The sequence below is a fragment of the Natrinema saccharevitans genome (assembly GCF_001953745.1).
Taxonomy (GTDB): Archaea; Halobacteriota; Halobacteria; order Halobacteriales; family Natrialbaceae; genus Natrinema; species Natrinema saccharevitans.
Map to the genome: position 1 here is coordinate 385,586 of NZ_LWLN01000002.1, position 20,606 is coordinate 406,191.

At 62.3% G+C, this 20,606-nt stretch carries 16 protein-coding genes; 7 read left to right on the forward strand and 9 right to left on the reverse strand.

Annotated features, from left to right (window positions below):
• Window positions 1-216: 216 nt before the first annotated feature.
• Both A6E15_RS19335 and A6E15_RS19340 read right to left on the reverse strand, forming a co-directional pair.
• Entirely contained in the window at window positions 217-1,860 is a 1,644-nt protein-coding gene (locus tag A6E15_RS19335) for a thiamine pyrophosphate-binding protein (protein ID WP_076148735.1), read from the reverse strand.
• A gap of 862 nt (window positions 1,861-2,722) precedes the next feature.
• A complete protein-coding gene (locus tag A6E15_RS19340; protein WP_076148736.1) occupies window positions 2,723-3,901 on the reverse strand; it encodes a CaiB/BaiF CoA transferase family protein in 1,179 nt (392 codons plus the stop codon).
• A 164-nt stretch (window positions 3,902-4,065) separates the two neighbouring features.
• Between A6E15_RS19340 and A6E15_RS19345 the strand changes: the two genes are divergently transcribed.
• Together A6E15_RS19345 and A6E15_RS19350 are read left to right on the forward strand one after the other, a co-directional pair.
• A complete protein-coding gene (locus tag A6E15_RS19345) occupies window positions 4,066-5,115 on the forward strand; it encodes a TAXI family TRAP transporter solute-binding subunit (protein ID WP_076148737.1) in 1,050 nt (349 codons plus the stop codon).
• 6 nt (window positions 5,116-5,121) lie between these two features.
• Complete coding sequence (locus tag A6E15_RS19350) at window positions 5,122-7,128, forward strand: TRAP transporter permease (RefSeq protein WP_076148738.1); 2,007 nt, start codon at window positions 5,122-5,124, stop codon at window positions 7,126-7,128.
• 269 nt (window positions 7,129-7,397) lie between these two features.
• On the opposite strand, the gene A6E15_RS19355 is transcribed toward A6E15_RS19350, so the two are convergent.
• The gene (locus A6E15_RS19355; protein ID WP_076148739.1) at window positions 7,398-8,153 is read right to left on the reverse strand and encodes a CoA-transferase subunit beta; all 756 of its coding nucleotides are present in this window, start codon (window positions 8,151-8,153) and stop codon (window positions 7,398-7,400) included.
• Entirely contained in the window at window positions 8,153-9,046 is an 894-nt protein-coding gene (locus A6E15_RS19360; protein ID WP_076148785.1) for a CoA transferase subunit A, read from the reverse strand. The genes A6E15_RS19355 and A6E15_RS19360 overlap by 1 nt, the downstream gene beginning before the upstream one ends.
• A gap of 193 nt (window positions 9,047-9,239) precedes the next feature.
• On the opposite strand from A6E15_RS19360, the gene A6E15_RS19365 reads away from it, so the two are divergent.
• The 3 genes from A6E15_RS19365 (at window position 9,240) to A6E15_RS19375 (ending at window position 13,214) form a co-directional block, all read left to right on the forward strand.
• Window positions 9,240-10,031: an IclR family transcriptional regulator gene (locus A6E15_RS19365; RefSeq protein ID WP_076148740.1), complete on the forward strand. Its 792-nt coding sequence runs from the start codon at window positions 9,240-9,242 to the stop codon at window positions 10,029-10,031.
• Between the two features lie 660 nt (window positions 10,032-10,691).
• Window positions 10,692-11,912: an MFS transporter gene (locus A6E15_RS19370; RefSeq protein WP_076148741.1), complete on the forward strand. Its 1,221-nt coding sequence runs from the start codon at window positions 10,692-10,694 to the stop codon at window positions 11,910-11,912.
• Between the two features lie 159 nt (window positions 11,913-12,071).
• Window positions 12,072-13,214: an acyl-CoA dehydrogenase family protein gene (locus A6E15_RS19375; RefSeq protein WP_076148742.1), complete on the forward strand. Its 1,143-nt coding sequence runs from the start codon at window positions 12,072-12,074 to the stop codon at window positions 13,212-13,214.
• Between the two features lie 36 nt (window positions 13,215-13,250).
• Here the strand turns inward: A6E15_RS19375 and A6E15_RS19380 are convergent, their stop codons facing one another.
• The 5 genes from A6E15_RS19380 to A6E15_RS19400 all read right to left on the reverse strand — a co-directional run bounded on the left by A6E15_RS19380 (window position 13,251) and on the right by A6E15_RS19400 (window position 18,502).
• Window positions 13,251-14,030, reverse strand: a complete 780-nt coding sequence (locus A6E15_RS19380) for an enoyl-CoA hydratase/isomerase family protein (protein ID WP_076148743.1) — start codon at window positions 14,028-14,030, stop codon at window positions 13,251-13,253.
• A 168-nt stretch (window positions 14,031-14,198) separates the two neighbouring features.
• A complete protein-coding gene (locus A6E15_RS19385; RefSeq protein WP_076148744.1) occupies window positions 14,199-15,554 on the reverse strand; it encodes an MmgE/PrpD family protein in 1,356 nt (451 codons plus the stop codon).
• 173 nt (window positions 15,555-15,727) lie between these two features.
• The gene (locus A6E15_RS19390) at window positions 15,728-16,138 is read right to left on the reverse strand and encodes a Zn-ribbon domain-containing OB-fold protein (RefSeq protein WP_076148745.1); all 411 of its coding nucleotides are present in this window, start codon (window positions 16,136-16,138) and stop codon (window positions 15,728-15,730) included.
• Entirely contained in the window at window positions 16,135-17,310 is a 1,176-nt protein-coding gene (locus A6E15_RS19395) for a thiolase domain-containing protein (protein WP_076148746.1), read from the reverse strand. Before A6E15_RS19395 ends, A6E15_RS19390 begins: the two co-directional genes overlap by 4 nt.
• A gap of 424 nt (window positions 17,311-17,734) precedes the next feature.
• On the reverse strand, window positions 17,735-18,502 hold the full coding sequence (locus A6E15_RS19400) for an IclR family transcriptional regulator (RefSeq protein WP_076148786.1): 768 nt from the start codon (window positions 18,500-18,502) through the stop codon (window positions 17,735-17,737).
• A 261-nt stretch (window positions 18,503-18,763) separates the two neighbouring features.
• On the opposite strand from A6E15_RS19400, the gene A6E15_RS19405 reads away from it, so the two are divergent.
• Window positions 18,764-19,969 carry an acyl-CoA dehydrogenase family protein gene (locus A6E15_RS19405; RefSeq protein WP_076148747.1) on the forward strand — a complete coding sequence of 402 codons (1,206 nt, stop codon included), beginning with the start codon at window positions 18,764-18,766 and terminating at the stop codon, window positions 19,967-19,969.
• A 28-nt stretch (window positions 19,970-19,997) separates the two neighbouring features.
• Window positions 19,998-20,585, forward strand: coding sequence for a MaoC family dehydratase (locus A6E15_RS19410; RefSeq protein WP_076148748.1), 588 nt, complete (start codon window positions 19,998-20,000; stop codon window positions 20,583-20,585).
• Window positions 20,586-20,606: the final 21 nt, after the last annotated feature.

The window sequence follows — 20,606 nt, forward strand, 5'->3', positions numbered from 1 at the left end:
TGGCGGATGTGGGATTGTAGTCGCACTGACACAGTTTGCCGTCCCAACTTCCCGGTGGGAGCAGGAGGTCGCGGTCCCACCGGCACTGACGGACAGGAGATCGTCTGAAACGATTGACACACCGACCGTACCGCAGTCGTGCGAGCGGTGTGTCATGGCTTTCACTGGTACCGCGGGACTGTGAACACGACTGACCGAACGGCTGCGTTCGGGACGCTACTCGCTCATCCAGTCGCTGGCCTGCGGTTCGCGTGGATCCGTCGGCACTTCGATCAGGACTGGTTCGTCAGCCTCGATCGCGGACGCGAGTGTCTCCTCGATCTCGGCCGGAGTCTCGGCGTGTTCGGCCCGCATTCCGAGGCTCGTCGCGAGGGTCGAGAAATCGATCGGTGCGTTCGTCCACTGGTATTCACCGTTCGAGAGATCGTAGTTTCGGCCGGCGTCGTCGCTGATGATCGCGTAGTCCTCGTTGACGAAGACGACGACGGTCAGTGGCAGACCCTCGGAGACGGCGGTGTGAAGTTCGTGGACGCACATCATGAGGCCGCCATCGCCGGTCAGGACGACGACGTCGTCGTCGGGGTTTGCCAGTTTCGCGCCGATTCCCGACGGCAGGCCGGTCCCCATCGTTGCCCACGAACCGGGGTTGACGTACGATCGTGGTCCCGCAGCTTCGAAAACGTTCAATCCCCAGACGCGGAAGCCGCCCGCGTCGACCGCGACGACTGCTTCGTCCGGGATCGCGGCGCGAGCGGTCTCGAGCGCGCTCACCGACGTGATCGGCGGCGACGAGACGCGCAGGTCCTCGAGCCGGTCACTGGTGGCCTCCCGAACCGCGGAGGCGCGGTCGACAGCGTCGTTGGCGTCGACTTCGCGGTCCGCGAGCGCGTCCTCGAGTGACGACAGCGCCGCAGCGGCGTCGGCGACGATACCGACGGTCGGTTCGTAGCCCGTCCCGAGATCGTCGGGCTCGAGCGTCACGTGGACGAGGGTCTCGGGGACATCGACGTCCCACGCGCGGGTAGCGACCGCGTCGAAGTCCGTCCCGACCGCCAGTGCCGCGTCGGCGGTCGCGAGCAACTCGAGCAGTTCGGGCGACGCGCTCCCGGAGAGACTGCCAGCGACGTATCCGCCGTCCCCGTCGGGGAGGACGCCTTTGCCCTTGTACGTGGTGACCACGGGCGCACCGAGTCGATCGGCCACACGGCGGAGTTCGTCGCCGGCGGCCGCGGTACGGACGCCCCCGCCGGCGACGATCACCGGGTCGTCGGCCGCGACCAGCGATTCGGCGGCCGCCTCGACGTCACGGGCTGCGACGCCCGATACCGATTCGCGGCTGTACTCGGCCGGCGTTGCGAGCGGAACGTCCATCTTCAGGAAGTTCTTCGGGATACCGATCCGGACCGGTCCCTTCGGTTGGGTCTCCGCGATCGCGATCGCTTCCTCGAGGACGGCGATCGTGCTTTCGGGATGTTCGACGAGCAGGTTCTCTTTGACAACGTTGTCGTAGGTGTTCGGTGGCGTTTCGTGGATTCCGTCACCACCGCGAATCTCGGGGTCGGTTTCGACGGCGATGTGGATCATCGGCGTACAGTCGTTGAGCGCGTTTTTCAACCCGTTCATGGCGTTCATATCCCCGGGGCCGGGGATGACGGCCGTGGCCGCGATTTTCCCGCTGGTTTCCGCGTATCCCCACGCCTCGTGAGAGACGGCGGTCTCGTGACGAGCCACGACGAACCGAATATCGTCTCGTGTTCCGATCGCTTCGTTCAGTGGCAGCGTCTGCTTCCCGGGGATTCCGAACACCGTCTCGATCCCGTTCGCTGTCAGTCGCTCGATGACTGCTTGGCTGACGTCCATATTCGACCCTCGTAAACCAGATACTTATCCTCTCCCCTCCGTACGGCACCGACTTTCGACTCCGCCGACGCTATGAGCGGTCCGTTCGACCGACCGAACGATGGGCCGTTTTTCGAGTTGTGAAACGGCTTCGCCCGTTCGTTCGAGTGAACTCGGACTCAGAGGTCGAACGGTGGTGACTGTCGTCAGTGGCAATATTTTCGAGATCGGCTTCGACCGCCGTTCTATCGCCCAACGAAATGTCTACTGGTCGAGTTAGCACGCCCGCCGACGATACCGACCGCGCTAACACGTTCTCGAAAGCGATTTCGTTATTCGAAATACACTGTGTTCGTTCGAATCTACCGTGAGGGTTGTCACCGTTTCCTTCGGGGAAGTACTACTCGACCACCGTTACTATACGTTCATATGGTTGTAAATTCGGATCGTCGGTCCGTCTCGCCGCTCTTTTAGAATCGGTTCGCGAACGCGTATCGATCATTCGCTCGCTCGATCTACCAACAGATGGGACGTTGTCAGTAGTTGTTTATTTGGCTCTATAGGACAATCGAACGATGTGTGATCGATATTGAATATATAGGCTTTGGTTGAGAATGATGTGCGTTATTCGGCGCTATCGGCCGGCTTTCGCTGTTTATTCTCTCACACAGTCCTCGAGTTTCGGAATACGAAACGAATTCGGAGATACCGTCGTCTATGGAAATCGGTCACACGACTCGATCACCGGCTGCAACCGCCGTCGAATCGACTGCGGCGGATTTCTCGCTGCAATCGAGAGACGAACCCGTCTCCGAACCGAATCGACTCGAAAAAGCGGGTCGTCGAACGCGCGACTCGAGTACCGCGATCGTGGTTGGCGTGATTAAATCACGTTCTCGGACTCGAGGGTCGCGATCTCTTCCGGCGAGTAGCCGAGATCACCGAGAATCTCCGCCGAGTGTTCGCCGAGATCCGGCGGTGCGCGCTCGTGTGTCGTCTCGAGTGAAGAGAAGTTAACCGGATTCGCGGGCGCTTTTACCGTTCCGTGTTCGGGGTGGTCCATCTCGGCGATCATATCGTGAGCCTCGATGTGTGGATCGTTTACGACATCCTCGACGTCGTTGACGGGCGTACAGGGGACGTCGTAGTCTCGGAGATGGTCGACCCACTCTTCGGTCGTCTTCTCGGCGAAGATGTCGTCGAGACGACTGTCGAGTTCCGCTCGATTCTCGGTTCGATCCGTAAACGTCGCGAACCGCTCGTCGTCGATCCACTCCTCGCGACCGAGGGCACGACAGAGGTCGGGCCAGATCCCCTCGCTGATCACGCCGACGACGATATGGGAGTCAGCCGTTTCGATCGCCTGATACGGCGAGAGGTTGGGGTGTTTCGTTCCCATCCGCTGTGGTACCTCGCCGGAGGCGAAGTAGTTCGTCACGTGGTAAAGCAGCCACTGGAAACTCGTATCGAAGAGTGAGAGTTCGATATGTTGTCCCTCTCCCGTCTGTTGGCGGTGGTACAGCGAGGTCAGGATGGCATACGTTGCCGTCATCGCACCGGAGACGTCACAGATCGAGATGCCGACGCGAGCCGGCTGGTCTTCGGTGCCGGTGACGCTCATCATCCCGGCTTCGCCCTGTAGGATGATGTCGAACGATTTCTTCCCGCTATAGGGGCTGTTGGAGCCGTAACCGGACACGTCGCAGTATATCAGGTCGTCGTTCAGAGCCGAGAGGGTCTCGTAGTCCGCGCCGAACGCTTCGGCCTTCCCGGGACTGAAGTTCTGCATGAAGACGTCGGCTTCCTCGATCAGGTCGTGAAGCACGGTCTGTCCCTCCTCGCTCGTCAGGTCGAGCGTGAGGCTTCGCTTGTTCCGATTCAGACTCACGAAGTACGCTGACAGCCCCTCGTACTCGGGACTGTACGCGCGGGTGAGATCCCCGTGTCCCGGCCGCTCGATTTTGATTACGTCGGCTCCGAGGTCGCCGAACGTCTGTGTTGCCATCGGACCGACGAGTGCCTGTGTCGCATCGATAACAGTCACGCCTTCTAGAGGCTGCATACCACGGGGATGGTGATGCCTCGATTTATACGTTCCGCTCACGCGGGCGTATCGCCGTCTCCGTTCGTGGTAGTGGATCCGTGGGGTGATTCGCTGTCCAGGGCTTGTGCCACTCCGGCCATTTCCCAAAGCTTTAATTAGGAAGAATACAGCGGGTAGTGTGTATGACTCCCACCAACAGACGGGACATCCTGAAGGTAGCGAGTGGTATCGGAGCCGTGTCACTGGCCGGCTGTCTCGGCGGCAGCAGCAATTCAACGTCGCTGAGCGTCGGCATCCCGAGTTCGTCGACGACGACCGGCGCGGCAAGCAACTCCTTCCAGCGCGTCGTCAAAGAGCAGTCGGGCGACACCGAACCGGCTGGCGAAATCCGCTGGCAAAATCAAGAAACCGGCGGTGACCCGCCGAGTCTGCGCCAGTTCTCACAGGGGAACCTGCAGGCGCTGACCGCAGGCAACTTCATCGCCGCCTCGGCCCAGGAGGACCAGCCGCCGTTCGCGGAACAGCCGCTGGATACGCTCCCCAACCAGATGTTTTCCATCAGTTCGCTGCACATGCACGTGCTGTCCGTCAACGGGTCGGGCATCGAGACGACCGACGACCTCGTCGGGAGCAATTTCTGGGCGCTACCGCCGTCGTGGGGACTTCGCCAACAGGCCGAGGCCGTCTTCTCGAACGCCGGCCTCTGGAGCGAACTCCAGGACACCGACTCGATCGTCAACGCGGACACGGGCGACGTCGCCGGCCTCATCGAAGAGGGGAACATCGACGCGCTGATCGCGTACGGTGCCGGCTTCCAGAACCTCGCCGGCTGGGCGACCGAAGTCGACGCCCGCGCCGACCTCCAACTCGTCGAGTTCTCCGACAGCCTCGTCGAAGCCGCGAACGACACCCGCGGGACGAGCCACAGCGAACTCGACGTCTACGGCTGGGAACAGCAGGACTTCCAGCAGGACCAGATGGACGTCTACGGCGCGGACTTCCAGTTCTGGCTCGGCAGCGACGTCTCTCGAGACGTCGGCTACGAACTCGCGCGGATCAGCAACGAGAACACCGAGTCGATTCAGGAGGGCCAGCCGGCGTACCTCGATCACAGCGATCCCGAGACGATGGCCTCGCTGTACCTCGAGGACATGCCGGTCCACCCGGGTCCGTACGACTTCCTCGAGGAACAGGGCGTCGACATGAGTGCCTACACGCGCGGCGACGAATAGACGCCCATGAGCGAGACCCAGAGCGAACCGCCCGTCTGGTCGCCATTTGATCTCCGACGGGAGCACCTGCTGAATAACTTCGTTACGGTCGTCGCCCTGCTTTTTTGGGCACGAGTCCTGCTCTACGCGCTCAATCAACAGGTTCCCCGGCCCAAATACGGCGTCGCCTTCCTCGCCGGCGGCGTCCTGATCTACGTCCTCGACGAACTCAGGACCCTCGAGAGAGGGAACCGTCTCGAGCGCCTCGGGCTGTGGATCTGTGCGGTCGTCGGCACTGCCGTGCCGGCGTACGTGTGGTTACACTACGATGTCCTCGAGACACAGCGGATCGGCTACGCCTTGGGATACGAGTACATCATCGGCGGCCTGTTCGGGCTCGTCGTCCTGTATTTGACCTACCGGTCGTTCGGAGCCGCCTTCGCGGGCGTCGTGATCGCATCGATCCTCTACGCCTACTTCGGGAACCTCATCACCGGACTGTTGAGCCACGGCGGGATCGCCGCCGAACAGATCATCAACGTCCTGACGATGGAGTTCGACGGCTTCTTCGGCTCGATCACGCAGGTCGTGGCCGTCAAAGTCGCGTTGTTCCTGCTCTACGCGGGACTGATGCGGGGCTACGGGGCGTTCGATTTGATCATGCGACTCTCGTTCCGGACGGCGAAGTACCTCCGGTCGGGCGTCGCCCAGTCGGCCGTGATCTCGAGCCTGATCGTCGGCTCGATCAACGGCGCTCAGACGGCCAACGCCGCGATGACCGGCTCCTTTACCATCCCGTTGATGAAGGAAAGCGGGATGCGGTCCGACTCGGCGGGCGGCATCGAAGCCGTCGCCTCCTCGGGGGGGCAGATCATGCCGCCGGTCATGGGTGCGGCCGCGTTCGTCATGGCCTCGCTCATTCCGAGCATCGGCTACGTCGACGTCCTCGTTGCGGGCGTCATTCCGGCGCTGGTGTTCTACATCTCCGTGGCCATCGGCGTCCACTACATGGCGGTCAAACAACTCCCCGAGGGCGGCGTCGATATCGAGAGTCGACTCGAGGACCTGGGCGAGGGATACCACCCGATCGTCGAGACGATCCGCTTCGGGGTCCCGTTCGCGGTCCTGCTGTACACGCTGGGGATCGCCCAGTGGACGGTCATCAGCTCCGCGCTGTACACCTGTGCAGCGATGGTCCTGACCGGCAGCGGGCTCCCCATCCTGCTGAGTTTCGTCGACGACGACGCGGATCCGGTCGGGACGGTCCGTGACGCTGCGAACAACACCGTCTCCGGATTCAAGTTCGGCGCCGTCGCCATCGCGCCGATCGCGATCATCATCGCGGCGGTCAACGGGATCGTCGACCTGCTGAACGCGACCGGCCTGCCCGGGAAGCTCTCGCTCGCGATCGTCGGCGTTGCCGGCGGTCTCCTCCTGTTCACGGCCCTTCTCTCGATGGTCGTCTGTCTCGTCCTCGGACTGGGAATGCCGACCGTCGCCGCGTACACGATCGTCGCCTTGTTGATCGCGCCGACGCTGACCGGCGAGTTCGCGCTGGATCCGGTCGCCGCGCACTTCTTCGTGTTCTACGCGGCGATCCTCTCGGGAATTACGCCACCGATCGCCATCTCGGTGGTAGTCACGGCCGGCATCGCCGGGTCGAACTTCTGGCGAACCGCGCTCGAGGCACTGAAACTCGGGCTGCCGCTGTTCGTCCTCCCGTTCACGTTCATCTACAACCCCGAGATCGTGACGGGCGGGTTCGGCCTCACGACCGCCGCCTCCGGCCTGGTCGTTCTGTTCGGTGCGATCGCGATCACTCACGGGCTCAACTGCGCGCCTCGCCCATTCGGCATCTCGTCGCCACTGAGTTACGGCGTGCGCGCAGTGTACGTCGCACTCGGCGTCGCCGCGATGGTGTGGCCGGGACTACTGCCCCGTGTCGGGGCAGTCGCAGCCGCGATACTGTTCATCGCGTTGCAGACACAGATGGCGGAGACGACGAACATCGGCCACGTCGCCGAAGGCGACTAACCGACTCGCGGCGCTGTTTTCGACCGAACGCCGACTGCCGTGCGTTCCTCCTGCCAACCGGGAGTAACGACGTTCGAAACTGGCTACCGGAGTAGCGCGATCGTCCGACGACGCCAGTGCGGGCCGTCGGTCGCGTCGCCCGTGATACAGTCGCAACTGAAACGACTTACACACCGATCGTACACCCGTCGTGCGACCGGGTGTACAGCGACTGTCGGCGGCGACTCTAGAAATTGCAGGTCCCGTGGTCGTCTCGCTCGAGTCGACGGTCAGTCGAGGTAGACGCCGTCGGGGTCGAGTTCCTCGCGGATCAACCGGAGTTCCTCGTCGGTCGGTTCCCGCGTTCGTTCGACGTCGTCAACGAACTGGATCTCCCAGCCGGTGGCCGCCTGCACGTCGGCTTCGGTGACGCCCGGATGGAGGCGCTCGACGATCATCTCGCCGTCGTCGTCGAACCCCATAATGGCCTTGTCGGTGATGACAGCGTCCGGTCCACCACGCAGTCCGAAGTCGTCCCGCTCGGTCTCGGCATCGAGATAGCCCGGGCTGGTGACGAAGTCGACCGCCTCGGGGAACCGTCGCTCCTCGAGCGGTGAGATGATGATGGTCCGGTGGGCGTTGCTGGCGATCTCGCAGGCCCCGCCACTGCCGGGGAGCCGAACCGCCGGATCCTCGTAGTCGCCGATCACGGTCGAGTTGATGTTGCCGTACTTGTCGACCTGCGCGCCGCCTAAGAAGCCGACGTCGATCCGACCGCCCTGCAGGTAATACGAAAAGCCGTTGAGCATCGATTCGATGCCGACCGCGCCCGAGGCGAGTACCGGATCGCCGACTGACAGGGGAAGCGAACTCGGGTTCGAGCCGATCGTCCCGGACTCGTAGATCATTTCGAGATTCGGTGCGTGGTTGCGCTTCGCGAGGTTACAGGCCAGGTTCGGGACGCCGATTCCGACCAGAACCGAGTCGTCGTCTTCGAGCTGTTCCGCCGCCGCCGTCACCATGAGTTCCGTGTCCGTATACTCCATCAGTAGTCACCCATATCGACCGCCGTCGCGTACCGCGAGTCGACCTCGAGGTCCAGCAGTCGTTCCGCGCCGAGTTTCTCCACGTATTCCCGTCTGTCGTCGACGCCGTAGACCCACTCGTCGAGCCACGCCCGCGTGTCTTCGTGATCCTTCGAGACCTCCTCCCACTCGAGGTAGGCCGCGTTGTCCCGGTCGTAATAGCCCTGTGCGTACGACGGGTGTGCGCCGTAGGGAACCTCAACGACGTAGTCGACCGCGTCGGCGGTAAACAGCGTCCGATTGGGATCGCTCCGAATCGTCTCGGTCGAACACAGCTCCTCGACACAGCAAATAACCGTGTCAGCCGCCAGCGCCGCTTCTTTCTGTTCGCCCGGGATTCCCCAGAGGTGAGCGTTGCCGTCCTCGTCGCTGCGCTGTGCGGAGACGATCGCCACATCGGGCTCGATCGGCGGTACCACCGGGATCTCGTCGTCTCCGTACGGACTCGAGACGGTTCGAATCGCGTCGTTTTGATCGACGAGGTCCGAACCGGCGAACGTCCGAACCGGCATGAACGGCAGGTCCGCCGCGCCGGCGTGTAGCGCCGCCACCATCCCGTAGTGGGTGTACTCTTCGGTCTCGATCGGGTTCGGGACGCCGTCTTCCACGGCTCGTCGAAAGGCCCGGAGACTCCCGATACCGGGGTTACCGGCCCACGAGAACGTTACCTTGGAGACACAGCCTGCAGCGATCAGTTGGTCGTACACCAGGTCGGGAGTCGCACGGATGAGTTCGAGATCGCCGTAGCCGGCGCGGATGATCTCGTGACCTGCCGCGAAGGGGATCAGATGCGTAAACCCTGCGAGGTACAGACTATCACCGTCGTCAACGGCGTCGCTAATCGCAGACGCCATCGTCGTCACGTTTGACATCGGGTCTATCAGTATCTACAGCGGGCCCTCGTATAAGCCCACCTCTTTTCCGTTACCGTCCGCGTTCCCGACGAATAATTCGGAGAGATCGACGGCTGTATCGAATGAGGAAACATAACTGTTAGTAGTTTCTTTGCGTGAACTTTTTTACGGATCGGTCCGTACGTGGGGTAGCATGCCCCGAGACGAAGCCGAACACGGCGATTCCGAACCGCGATCGCCGACGATCAAGAGTGTCGAAACCTCGCTCGAAATCATCGACGAGTTACAGGCTCGAGACGGGGCCAGAGTTTCGGAACTGGCCGAAACGGTCGGGAAATCGAAGGGAACGATTCACAAACACCTCATTACGCTTCTCAAACACGATTACGTCGTCAAAGAGGGCGACGAGTACCGGATCGGTCTCCGATTCCTCGACGTCGGCGGCTACGCGCTCAACCAAATCGAAGGGCGACAGTACATCGAGTCGAAGATTCGCGAACTGGCGGATCTCACCGGTGAAACCGTCCAGTTCTCCGTCGAACAGCGAGGGAGATGCGTTATCCTCGGCCGGAAGGCCGGTCAGAAGGGCGTGTTCAGCCGCGCCCGAGTCGGAAAGCGCTTCTACATGCATCAGGTCGCCGGCGGTAAGGCGATTCTGGCGAACTTATCCGACGAACGCGTCCGTGAGATCGTGGCCAGACACGGGTTACCAGCCGCGACTGATGCAACCATCACCAGCGAAGCGGCGCTATTTGACGAACTCGAGACGGTCCGCGAGCGGGGGTACGCGTTCAATATCGACGAAAGTACACAGGGACTCCACGCGGTCGGCGTTCCGCTCATGGGGCCCGACGGAGACGTCTTCGGCGCGTTCGCAGTCGCCGGCCCGAGCCACCGAATGCGCGGCGAGCAGTTCAAAGACGAAATCCCGAACATAGTTCGTAGTATCGTCAACGAACTCGAGTTGAATCTCGCTCACTCCTGAGAATTCGGTCGACAGGGTCGGGACGACGGCGGTCGGAAGACGTGTCGACGCCGTCTCTCGGTCGCTCCTGACAGTCGCTGGACCCCGACCGCGCGACAGCGGTTTGAAGCCACTTTGACGAGACAGTGTAATATGTGGAAACGGTGGAACAATTATGTTATTTGACCGGCTTCGGAACTACAGACTGGAAACCGAACCGATCTCGATTTCGAGCAGATAACTGATTTATCAACGGATATCAAGCGAATTCGGGTATTGTGCCAAACGAATATAAACAAAATACGGGACTAATATCCTGATTAATAGGTAACGAAACGGTGTTCTGTGAATTTCGCTTTCGAGAAATCGGGGCGCTCGTTCGGACACGTGTTGCGGTGGTGCCCGAGACTCAACGGTGAAGACAACGCGGTCCGACCGATCCGACCCGATCGGGGAGTCCAGTGACGCCTCACGGACTACCATCCGTTCGTTCTGCTGATCGTCCGCTCGGTCCGCGCTGCGTCTCCTGCCGAGCGGTCCGCGATGTTCTCCGACGGTCGTTTTTCGTTGCAACGCCCCAGCCATCCCCGCTCCTCGAGTCGTTCCAGTAGCGACTATTGCCGATCGCTATCGCTCGAGCAGAACAGAATATTTATGATTGGTACTGAAAAATGGCTCAGCGTGGGCGACAATCACGTCGGGACGCTCTCCGCGTTACGTAGCAGCGCTGGCGACCTCTGGAGCGGTGGGCGCGGCAAAGTTCTCACTGCAGTCGCGGGCGGCTGGTTCCTCTCGATCGGCGTCCGAATGATCTACCCGGTGATGCTTCCCTATCTGCGTTCGGCGTACGGACTCGACTTGTCGGCTGCCGGCCTCTTGCTGACGGTCCTGTTCGTCGCATACGCGCTGGGCCAGTTACCGGGCGGTGTCCTCTCGGATCGGTTCGGCGAGCGGACCACGCTCACGACGAGTGCAGTCCTCTCCGCGGTCACGTTGACGCTCGTCGTCACCGCCGGCTCGACGATCGTCCTCTTTGCGGCGACGGCGCTGTTCGGGTTCGGGACGGCACTGTACGCAGTCGGCAGGTACACCGTTCTTTCGCGACTCTATTCGGACCGGCTCGGTGCTGCAAACGGCATCACGGCCGCCTCGCAGGACGCCGGCCAATCGGTTCTGCCGCCGGTCGCGAGCGTCATCGCGGCGACGGTCTTCTGGAAGTTCGGCTTCGGCTTCGTCGTCCCGTTATTTCTGCTCGTGGCCGGTGTCCTCTGGTTCGTCGTCCCGCCTCGAGCGCCGGACGCGTCCGACGGCGGGTCCGGACTCGACCGCGAGGACCTCCGCCTGCTCGGTTCGGTGCTACGACAGCCGTCGGTCACGTACGCGACCGCGGCGATGATCCTCGGACTCGTGGTCTGGCAGGCGTTCACCAGCTTCTATCCGACGTATCTGGTCGACGTGAAAGGATTCTCGACGACCGTCGCCAGTTTCCTGTTCGGCACGTTCTTCGCGCTCGGCATTCTGATCAAGCCGCTCGCGGGCGCAGCGTACGACCGATTCGGCATCAAGCGCTCGCTCACGGCCGTCGCGAGCGGGCCGACGGTCGCCCTCGTCGCCCTCCCGGTCGTCGAGGGCTTCTGGTCACTCGCCGTTTTGACGGCGCTCGTGAGTACGTTACTGGGGTTCGCGACGGTACTCGAACCGTCGATGCTCCGGTCGCTTCCGGCAGAACTGCGCGGAACGGGGTTCGGCTTTCTCCGGTCGGTCAGTTTCACGATCGGGGCGACGAGTCCGGCCCTGTTCGGCGCGGCGGCCGACCGCGGCTTCTTCGACGAAGCGTTCGCGGTTCTGGCCGCGTTCGCCGGTGGTATGCTTCTGCTGGCGTTCCTGATTCCGGAACGCTGATCTGCTGCAGGTCGAATTCATCGTGGGAAGGGACGTTCAGTTGACGACGGCGATGTCCCGACCGAAACGGGAACGAACGATGGAGCGTCGCCGGACGATAGCGCGTCCGAACTGTGGGTATCAGAAGACTTTACATCAGTAGCGCTAGTGATCGCCAGTATGCTCTCCCTCTCAGCAGAGCAAGAACTGGTCGTCTCGTCACTGGAGGAGTTAGCCCGCCGTGAATTTTCCGACGCGGCGTTCTCGTGGGACGGGGACCTCCCGTTGGAGAACATCGAACTGCTCGCCGATCGCGGATATCTCGGATTGAACATCGCCGAGGAGTACGGCGGCGGCGGGATGGGCGAGTTCGAGGCCATGCTCAGCATCGAAGCCGTCGGTCAGGTCTGTCCCGACACGGCCGAGTACCTCTACAACCAGCAGATGGTCGCTCCTCGCGCCATCGAGATGTTCGGCAGCGAGGCGATCAAGGAGCGGTACCTCCCGGGCGTTACCGCCGGCGATGAAAGCGTTGCCATCGCGATCTCCGAGCCAGAAGCCGGTTCCGACGTCGGTGCGATGACTACCCGCGTCCGCGAAGACGGCGACGACCTGATCCTCGACGGCGAGAAGGTCTGGGTCAGTAATATTCCTCACGCATCGGCCGTGGTCGTCTGGGCGAAGTTCCCCGACGGAATGGGTTCGGTCGTCGTCGATCTCGAGGACGACGCCGACAGCGTCGAGATCGAGCAACACTATACGAACATGGCAGACCACACCCAGACGCAGTTTCGCATGCACGATATCGAAGTGCCCGAGACGCACGTCCTCACCCGCGGCAAAGAGGGGTTCAAACAGCAACTGCAGGCACTCAACTGGGAGCGACTCGGCAGCGCCACGCTCGCCAACGCCATCGCCCGCTGCGCGCTCGAGAAGGCGCTCGAGTACGCCCAGCAACGCGAGCAGTTCGATCAACCGATCGCCGAGTTTCAGGGCATCGAATGGAAACTCGCGGACATGGTCAAGCGACTCGAGGCCTCGCGCGCGCTGACGTACCGCGCGGCGAGTAACGCCGAAGCACAGGGTCGCATTCCCGACCGCATGGACGCCTCGCTGGCGAAACTCACCTCCGGAGAGATGGTCGAACACGTGGTCAGCGAATCGCTGCAGATCCACGGTGCCAACGGCTATCAGCAGGGCCATCCCCTGGAGTACCTCTACCGGCTCGCCCGGGGTCGCCGTCTCGCCGCCGGGACCGACGAAATCCAGAAAACCCAGATCGCGGCCGCTCTCAAACGCGACGGCCTCCCCCCGCTCGCCTGAGGCGGCAGCGTTCGACCGCTGGGTGATCGATTCGGTTCAGGGGGTGAACTCCCGATCGTAGTCGGGGTCGCGCCCCTCGCTGAACGCCTGCGTCGCCTCCTCGTGTTCCGGGTCGGTGACGCACTCCCACTGGTACTCGATGGCGCGTTCACAGTACGTTTCGAAATCCTGCTGCGGATCGACGAGTCGCTTGGTGTAGCGCACCGCCGTCGCGGGGAGACCGTGGACCCGCTCGGCGAACTCCTGCGCTGCGGCGAGTGGATCGGCCGTTACATCGGCGGCGAGTCCGAACTCGAGGGCGTCTTCGGGCGTGATATCTTTCCCGGTGAGGAGGTACTCCCGGGCTTTCGATTCGCCGATCAATCGCGGGAGCAGCCATGCGCCACCGTCGCCGGGAACGAGGCCGACTCCGACGAAGCCCTCGCGAAGGACGGCGTCCTCGCCGACGTAGCGGACGTCGCAGGCGAGCGCGAAGTCGCAACCGGCGCCGATCGCGGGGCCGTTGACCGCCGCGATAGTCGGTTTCCCCATATTCCGGAGTTGACGGACGACGTTCTGCACGCTCCAGAGATAGGCCCCGTACTCCTCTTTGGACTGTTCGCTCCAGTCGGGCATGTCGGTAACGTCGGCACCGGAGCAAAACCCCTCTCCGGCACCGGTGAGGACGACAGCGTAGGCGTCGTCGTCGTCGCGCGCACGCCGGAGCGCCTCGTTCAATTCGAGGATCATTTCCTCGTTGAAGGCGTTGTAGACGTCGGGTCGGTCGAGCGTCAGCGTTGCATAGCCGTCAGTACAGTCGTAACGGACGTGACTCATTGTGGTTTGGTAACCTCTTTCAGGCAGAGGATCACGCTATGACGGTTTGAATCCATCGGTACCCGAACCGGGTGACCGTTCTCGTCCGTTCTCGGTCCGCGCCGTTTCGCTCGGCCCACCGAGAAATATCACAGCGGCCTCGAGTAGTGCCGACGGCGGGGCACCGAATCAGAAGTGTGCCAGCAACTCGGTCACGTCGTCGACGACGCGGAGGTCGGTGAGCATCTCGAGGGTCGGTTCCGTCGCGTCGAAGTCCGGTGCGTGGTTGCCACACATTCGATACTTCCCCCGGAGTTCGTCGATGGTGAGCGGATCGGCGTGCGTCCCCGGCGGACGTTCTTGCACGCGGTCGTGTTCCGCGCCCGACGATGTGGAAAGGGAGATCCACGCGGCGTTCGAATCGTAGTCGACGGACGGGTCCGTCTCGAACGAAACCCGTTTCCGGACGCGTTGGACGTCGGGATCGTCGATCCGCTCGTCGTCGAACGCCGTCAACCCGATGTGGCCGTGAACGAGCGCGCGGGCGACGACGTACTCCATCGAGAATTTGGCTTCGAGCCCCGTCGACGGATCCGCGTGGTGGAGCGCGTCCGCTGCCCCTTGCGACGCCGTTACGCGTACCGTCTCGATCTCTCCCGGCTCGATATCGTGTTCCGCTGCGAGTTCGGCGGCACCGTAGATCGCGGCGTGCGTGTAATAACAGCACGGGTATTTCTTGACGTCGATTCCGTCTTCTAACAGCGCCCAATCGGCGCCGAGGTCCGGCAACTGGTCGGCGTCCGGCTCGGTGCTGCTGTAGAGATCGAGGAACCCGCTTTCGCCAGTGACGGCGGCGGAATCGGCCGTGACTCCCTCTGCGGCGAGCAGGGCCGCGGTCGTTCCCGATCGTGCGGCCTGTCCGACGTGAACCGGCTTCGTCATCGAACCGAAGTTGCGTTTGAGACCCGCGGGCATCGATGCGGCGATGTTCAACGCGTGAGCGACTTCCGCCTCGGAGAGATCGAGCAATCGTGCGACGGCCGCGGCGGTGCCGAACGTTCCGATAGTCGACGTCGCGTGCCAACCGTCTTCGTAATGTTCGGGGCTAATTGGACGCGAAACGTACCGCTGTGTCTCGAATCCGGCCGCGTACGCGCTGATGAGTTCCTCACCGGTGACGCCGCGTCGTTCCCCGACGGCCAACAGCGGCGCGACCATGGGGACGCTCGGGTGGCCGTCCATCGCGGCCAGCGCGACATCGTCGAAATCCAGACAGTGACCGGCCGTCGCGTTCACGAATACCGCGTCGTGAAGGGGAAGGGACTGGTCGGTGCCGAACACGGTCGTCTCACCGCTGTCGAAACGGTGCGCTGCGAGGACCCGATTCGCGGTGTCAGTAGCCGCTCCGGCAAGCGTGACGCCGATCGTATCGAGAAACGCCCGTTCGACGAGATCGACGGCATCGTCGGGAACGTCCTCGAACGAAAGGGACGTAACGAACGTTGCAACGTCCGAACACTGCTCACTACCGAGTTCCGTCGCCATGTTTTCGTACGTGTGTGATACCCACATATAGCTTCTCTTCTCAGGGGATCGCCCGTGCGACTGATCGCGTCTCGCGCTCGGCGAGTCGACGCTACCGGACCGACCGAGCACGTCGACGGACAGGGAAACGGACGCGGTTTTCGCTGCCCGGCAAAACGGGCGTGACTCCCCGGCTATTCCCGACGGGGAACGAATACGGGAACCGCGGCATCCGCCCCTTCGATCGCTCTGAAACGGACTTCGACGGGAGTGCCGATCTCGATCTCGTCCGGCTCGCACGCGAGGTTCGTCATCACGCGTGGTCCTTCGTCGAGTTCGACGTACGCGACGATGAGCGGTAAGTCTTCGTCGGGCCATCCCCCCATCTTGCGCGCCGTCGAATAGGAGTACACCGTTCCCGTTCCGTTCGTTTCCCGCCAACTGACGGAATCGCTGAAACAGTCGGGGCAGAGTTCTCGAGGGTAGTGATAGACCAGCCCGCACTCGTCGCACTCGCGGACGAGTAACTCGCCGTCGGCGGCGGCCGACCAGTATCGCTCCGTCTCCGGCGTAATGTCGGGCGTCGGTCGCGGGTCCCAGCTCATCGGTCCTCACCTCCGAGAACGACGGTCGCGGCCCCGTGACGGGTCCCGATGCTGCCGCCGGTACCGTGTGCGAGCGCGAGGTCGGCGTCGACCTGCACTTCCTCGTTCGTTTCCCCGCGGAGTTGGCGCACCGCCTCGATGACTTTGGTCATCCCACCGCGGTTCGCGGGATGGTTCGAACACAGCCCGCCGCCGTCCGTATTGAACGGGAGATTTCCGTTCGGGGCCTTGAGTGCCCCGTTTTCGACGAACTTGCCTCCGTCGCCTTTTTCGCAGAACCCCAGATCTTCGATCGCCTCGAGGACGGTGATCGTAAACGAATCGTAGATCGACGCGTAGTCGATATCCGACGGTTCGAGGCCCGCTTCGTCGAACGCTCGGCGTCCGGATTGCTCCGCGGCCGTCCGGGTGAGATCGATTCGACCCGCCCGGTGATGGCCGATTGACTCGCCGTGGCCGAGGACTTCGACGCACTCGCGCTCGAGACGGGACCGAGCCTCCTCCGAGACGACGAGTATCGCACCGCCGCCGTCGGAGATAACGCAACAGTCGAGCAGGTGTAACGGATCGGCGACGACGCGCGACTCGACGACGTCTTCGACGGTCACCGGCTCCTGAAACATCGCGTGTTCGTTGTACTGGGCGTGATGTGACGCCGCGGCGCGAATTTCGGCCAGTTGCTCCGGCGTCGTCCCGTATTCGTGCATGTGTCGCTTGGCGGCCATGCCGTACATGGTGATGTTCGTCGCGCCGTAGATTCGCTCGAAGCTGTCCTGTACCGACCGAACGTCGCGGGCGCCCGAACCCGTCGCCTGTCCTCGGGATCGCGGTCGACCGGCCAGGGTGATCAACGCGACGTCGCACTTTCCGTCTCGAATCGCGCTTACCGCGTGGCCGACGTGACTGATATACGAAGAGCCGCCGAAGTCAGTCGTATCGGCGTACGAGACGTCGAGACCGAGGTAGTCAGCCACGATCAACGGACTTAGCCCGCTCTCGTACTCCGGAACGCCGGCGGTAAAGTACGCATCGACGTCGTCCTTCTCGAGTCCGGCGTCGCCGATCGCACCGCGTGCGACCTCCGCGTGTAACTGCATCGTTGACTTGTCCGGCGCTTCTCGCGTCGGGTGTTCGTACACCCCTGCGATATAGGCTGACGACTGACCTGACATCAGTTATCCATTTTCATACTCCTACTAAGTGTTACCGTCTCCCCGTTCCGGGACGGAATCACGCCGTTCGAAGCAGCGGAATCCCCGTCAGTTTCGAACGACACGCCCGTTTCCCGGCTATCTGCAGTACGACCGAGTACTGCATCGACTCTCCGCCACGATCACGGCGGTCCGTCCTCGTGAGTAACTGGATACTCGTCCGCTATACCGGCCGAAATCGGGAGCTGTACCTCGGTTCGATGAACTCCTCGGCGAACGTGATAGACGGATCACTGTTCGAAATGATCGAACTATCAGTTCGGAATCTGATCGACGGACGCGCTCAGAGATTACACACATATAGTAGTAAAGAAACGGTGAAGACGTCCGGTGTCCCCTCTCTACGACCGAAACGAGACGCGAGCGTGCCCCGATAACCGATCTGCTACGAGTACTGAATGTTGAGTTCGAGTTCGTTCGCGGTGCCGAGGAGGAGGTTCGGGAGCGTCTCGTCGAACAACGTCCCCCGAAACCGATGCGTCGGACCGGAGACGCTCAATGCGCCGAGTGGTTCGCCGGTCTCGTACTGCACGGGAACGCCGATGGCCCGCAACCCGCTCGTGTTCTCCTGATCGTTGATACTGTATCCTCGGTCGCGGATCTCCTCTAGTTCCGTCCAGAGGGCGTCTTCGTCCGTCGTCGTGTGTTCGGTCAACGCCGGTAATCCTCGTTGGTCGATGATTTCGTCGATGCGGTCGTCCGATAGACTGGCGAGAATCGCTTTCCCCGCCGCAGTCGCGTGAATCGGAATCCGCTTTCCGATCTCGGAATCGGTGCGTACGGCCCGTTCGCCGGTCTCTCTGAAGATGTAGACGCCCTGGCCGTACTCCTCGACGATAAACTGGGAGCGCTCTTCGGTCTCGGCGGCGAGATCCGCGACTTTTTCCTCGGCGAGCTGGTACGCGTCCGATCGCGTTCGCGTCCGTTCGCCGATCTCGAGAAACCGCAGTCCGGTTCGATACACGTCGTCCTCTCTCGTGACGTATTCGAGGTCCCGAAGGGTCGACAGGTGCCGATGGACGGTACTCTTCGCGAGGTCGAGTTCTCGAGCGAGTTCGGAGAGCCCCATCCCGTCTTCCTCCATGAGTAACTCGATGATTCGAAACGCGGTTACGGTCGTTTTCACCCGCCCGCGATCGTTGTTCTCGGGCATGTCTGCGGATATGCTCCCACCACCCATTAAATGTTCTGAATAGTCGAACGTCTTCTCGATCCGATCGATACCGATATCGTCAATCATCGCACTCCTCGCGCCACGATTCCCGTGAATTCGCGTTCAGGTGCTTCCCACTTCGTTCTGAATGTTCGAACACAGTCTCCCGGCACTCCCGGCGGCGATCGATCGACCACTGCCTGTCGCTTCACCGTTTGATAGTTCCCCATGATTTATGTGCTGGCTCACTCGAGATCCGGTATGGTTCACGCGTGGAGAGATAGCGTACCGCTATCCGACGAGCAAACGTTGGTTCGGGATAGTATCCGGGAGATCTGCCAGGAATTTGATACGGAATACTGGCGGAAACGGGACGAAAACGAGGAATACCCCCACGAATTCGTCGACACGCTCAGCGACCATGGCTGGTTGGGGATTCTGATTCCGGAGGAGTACGGCGGTGCCGGCATGACGACGTCGGAAGTCGCCGTCATGATGGAGGAGATCGCTGCGAACGGCGGCGGATTCAGTGCCGCTCAGGCAGTTCACGGCGGTATCTACAACAGCACGCCGCTGGTCGAGTACGCCGACGAAGATCTCAAGTCGGACCTGTTGCCCAAAGTAGCCGACGGGGAGGTCGCCGTTCAGTCGTTCGGTCTCACGGAGCCGAACGCCGGCTCCGATTCGACGTCGATCGAAACGAGCGCCGACCGGGACGGTGACGAGTACGTTATCAACGGACAGAAGATTTGGATCTCGCGGGTCGATGCGACGGATTACCTCGTCCTGATGGCTCGAACGACGCCGCGAGAGGAGGTGGACAAACGAACGGAGGGCATCTCCATGTTCCTCGTCGACATCGAGGACGCGTACGACCAGGGCGCCCTCGAGATCCAGCAGATCCCGAAGACGGCCAGCGGCTTCGTCCACTCCTACGAAATGTGGTTCTCCGACCTCAGACTGCCGGCGAGCCGGCTCATCGGCGACGAAGGGAGCGGATTCTATCAGGTCCTGGACGGACTCAACGAGGAACGACTCGCGATCGCAGCCGAATGCGTCGGGCTCGCGGAGGTCGCGCTCGAGCGCGGGATCGAGTACGCGAACGAGCGGGAAGTCTTCGGCGGCCCGATCGGGGCGAACCAGAGCATTCAGCACCCGCTCGCGGAGGCCTATACCGAGACGCTGGCGGCGAAACAACTCCTGTACGGTGCCGCGGAAACGATCGAGAGCGCGAGCCAGAAGGAAACCGGTGCGATGGCAAACGCCGCGAAGTACCGGGCGGCGGAGGCGGCGTTCGCCGCAGCGGACGCCGCGGTCCAGACCCACGGCGGGTTCGGCGTCGCTCGCGAATACGACGTCGAACGGTACTTCCGCGAGGCTCGACTGACGCGGATCGTCCCGATTACGCAACAGCTCGTCCTCAACTACATCAGCGAGAACGTCTTGGGACTGCCCCGCTCGTACTGAGCGACACCGAACTCCACAATCCACACGAATGACCAACGACACCGACGACACCACCGAATCGGACGCAACGACTGACAACCGACTCGTCGAAGGCTGGCACGGCCGCTACTACGAGGACTTCGAAGTCGGCGACATCTACAAACACCCGTTCGGTCGCACCGTCACCGAGACGGACAACGTCTGGATGACCAACGTGACGATGAATCTCAACCCGATGCACTTCAACGAGGCCTACGCCGCGGAGACGGAGTTCGGCGAGCGCCTCGTCAACGGACTCGTCGTCATTGCGACGGCCGTCGGGATGAGCGTCGTCGACGTCTCGGTCAACGCCACTGCGAACCTCGGTTACGACGACATCCGCCACCACAACCCCGTCTTCCACGGCGACACCATCTTCGCCGAGAGCGAGGTCCGCTCGAAGCGCGAACTCGAGTCCCGCGACCACGTCGGCACCGTCGAGACGGAACTGCGGGCGTACAACCAGCACGACGACCTCGTCCTGAGCTTAGAGCGCACGCCGATGGTGCTGAAACGCGAGTACGCCGAGCCCTCCGCGGCCGAGCCGCCGGGCTGGCCCGAGGGGATCGGTACACAACCGGACGAGATCGGCGACTGAGTCGCCAACCGGCTATCGACC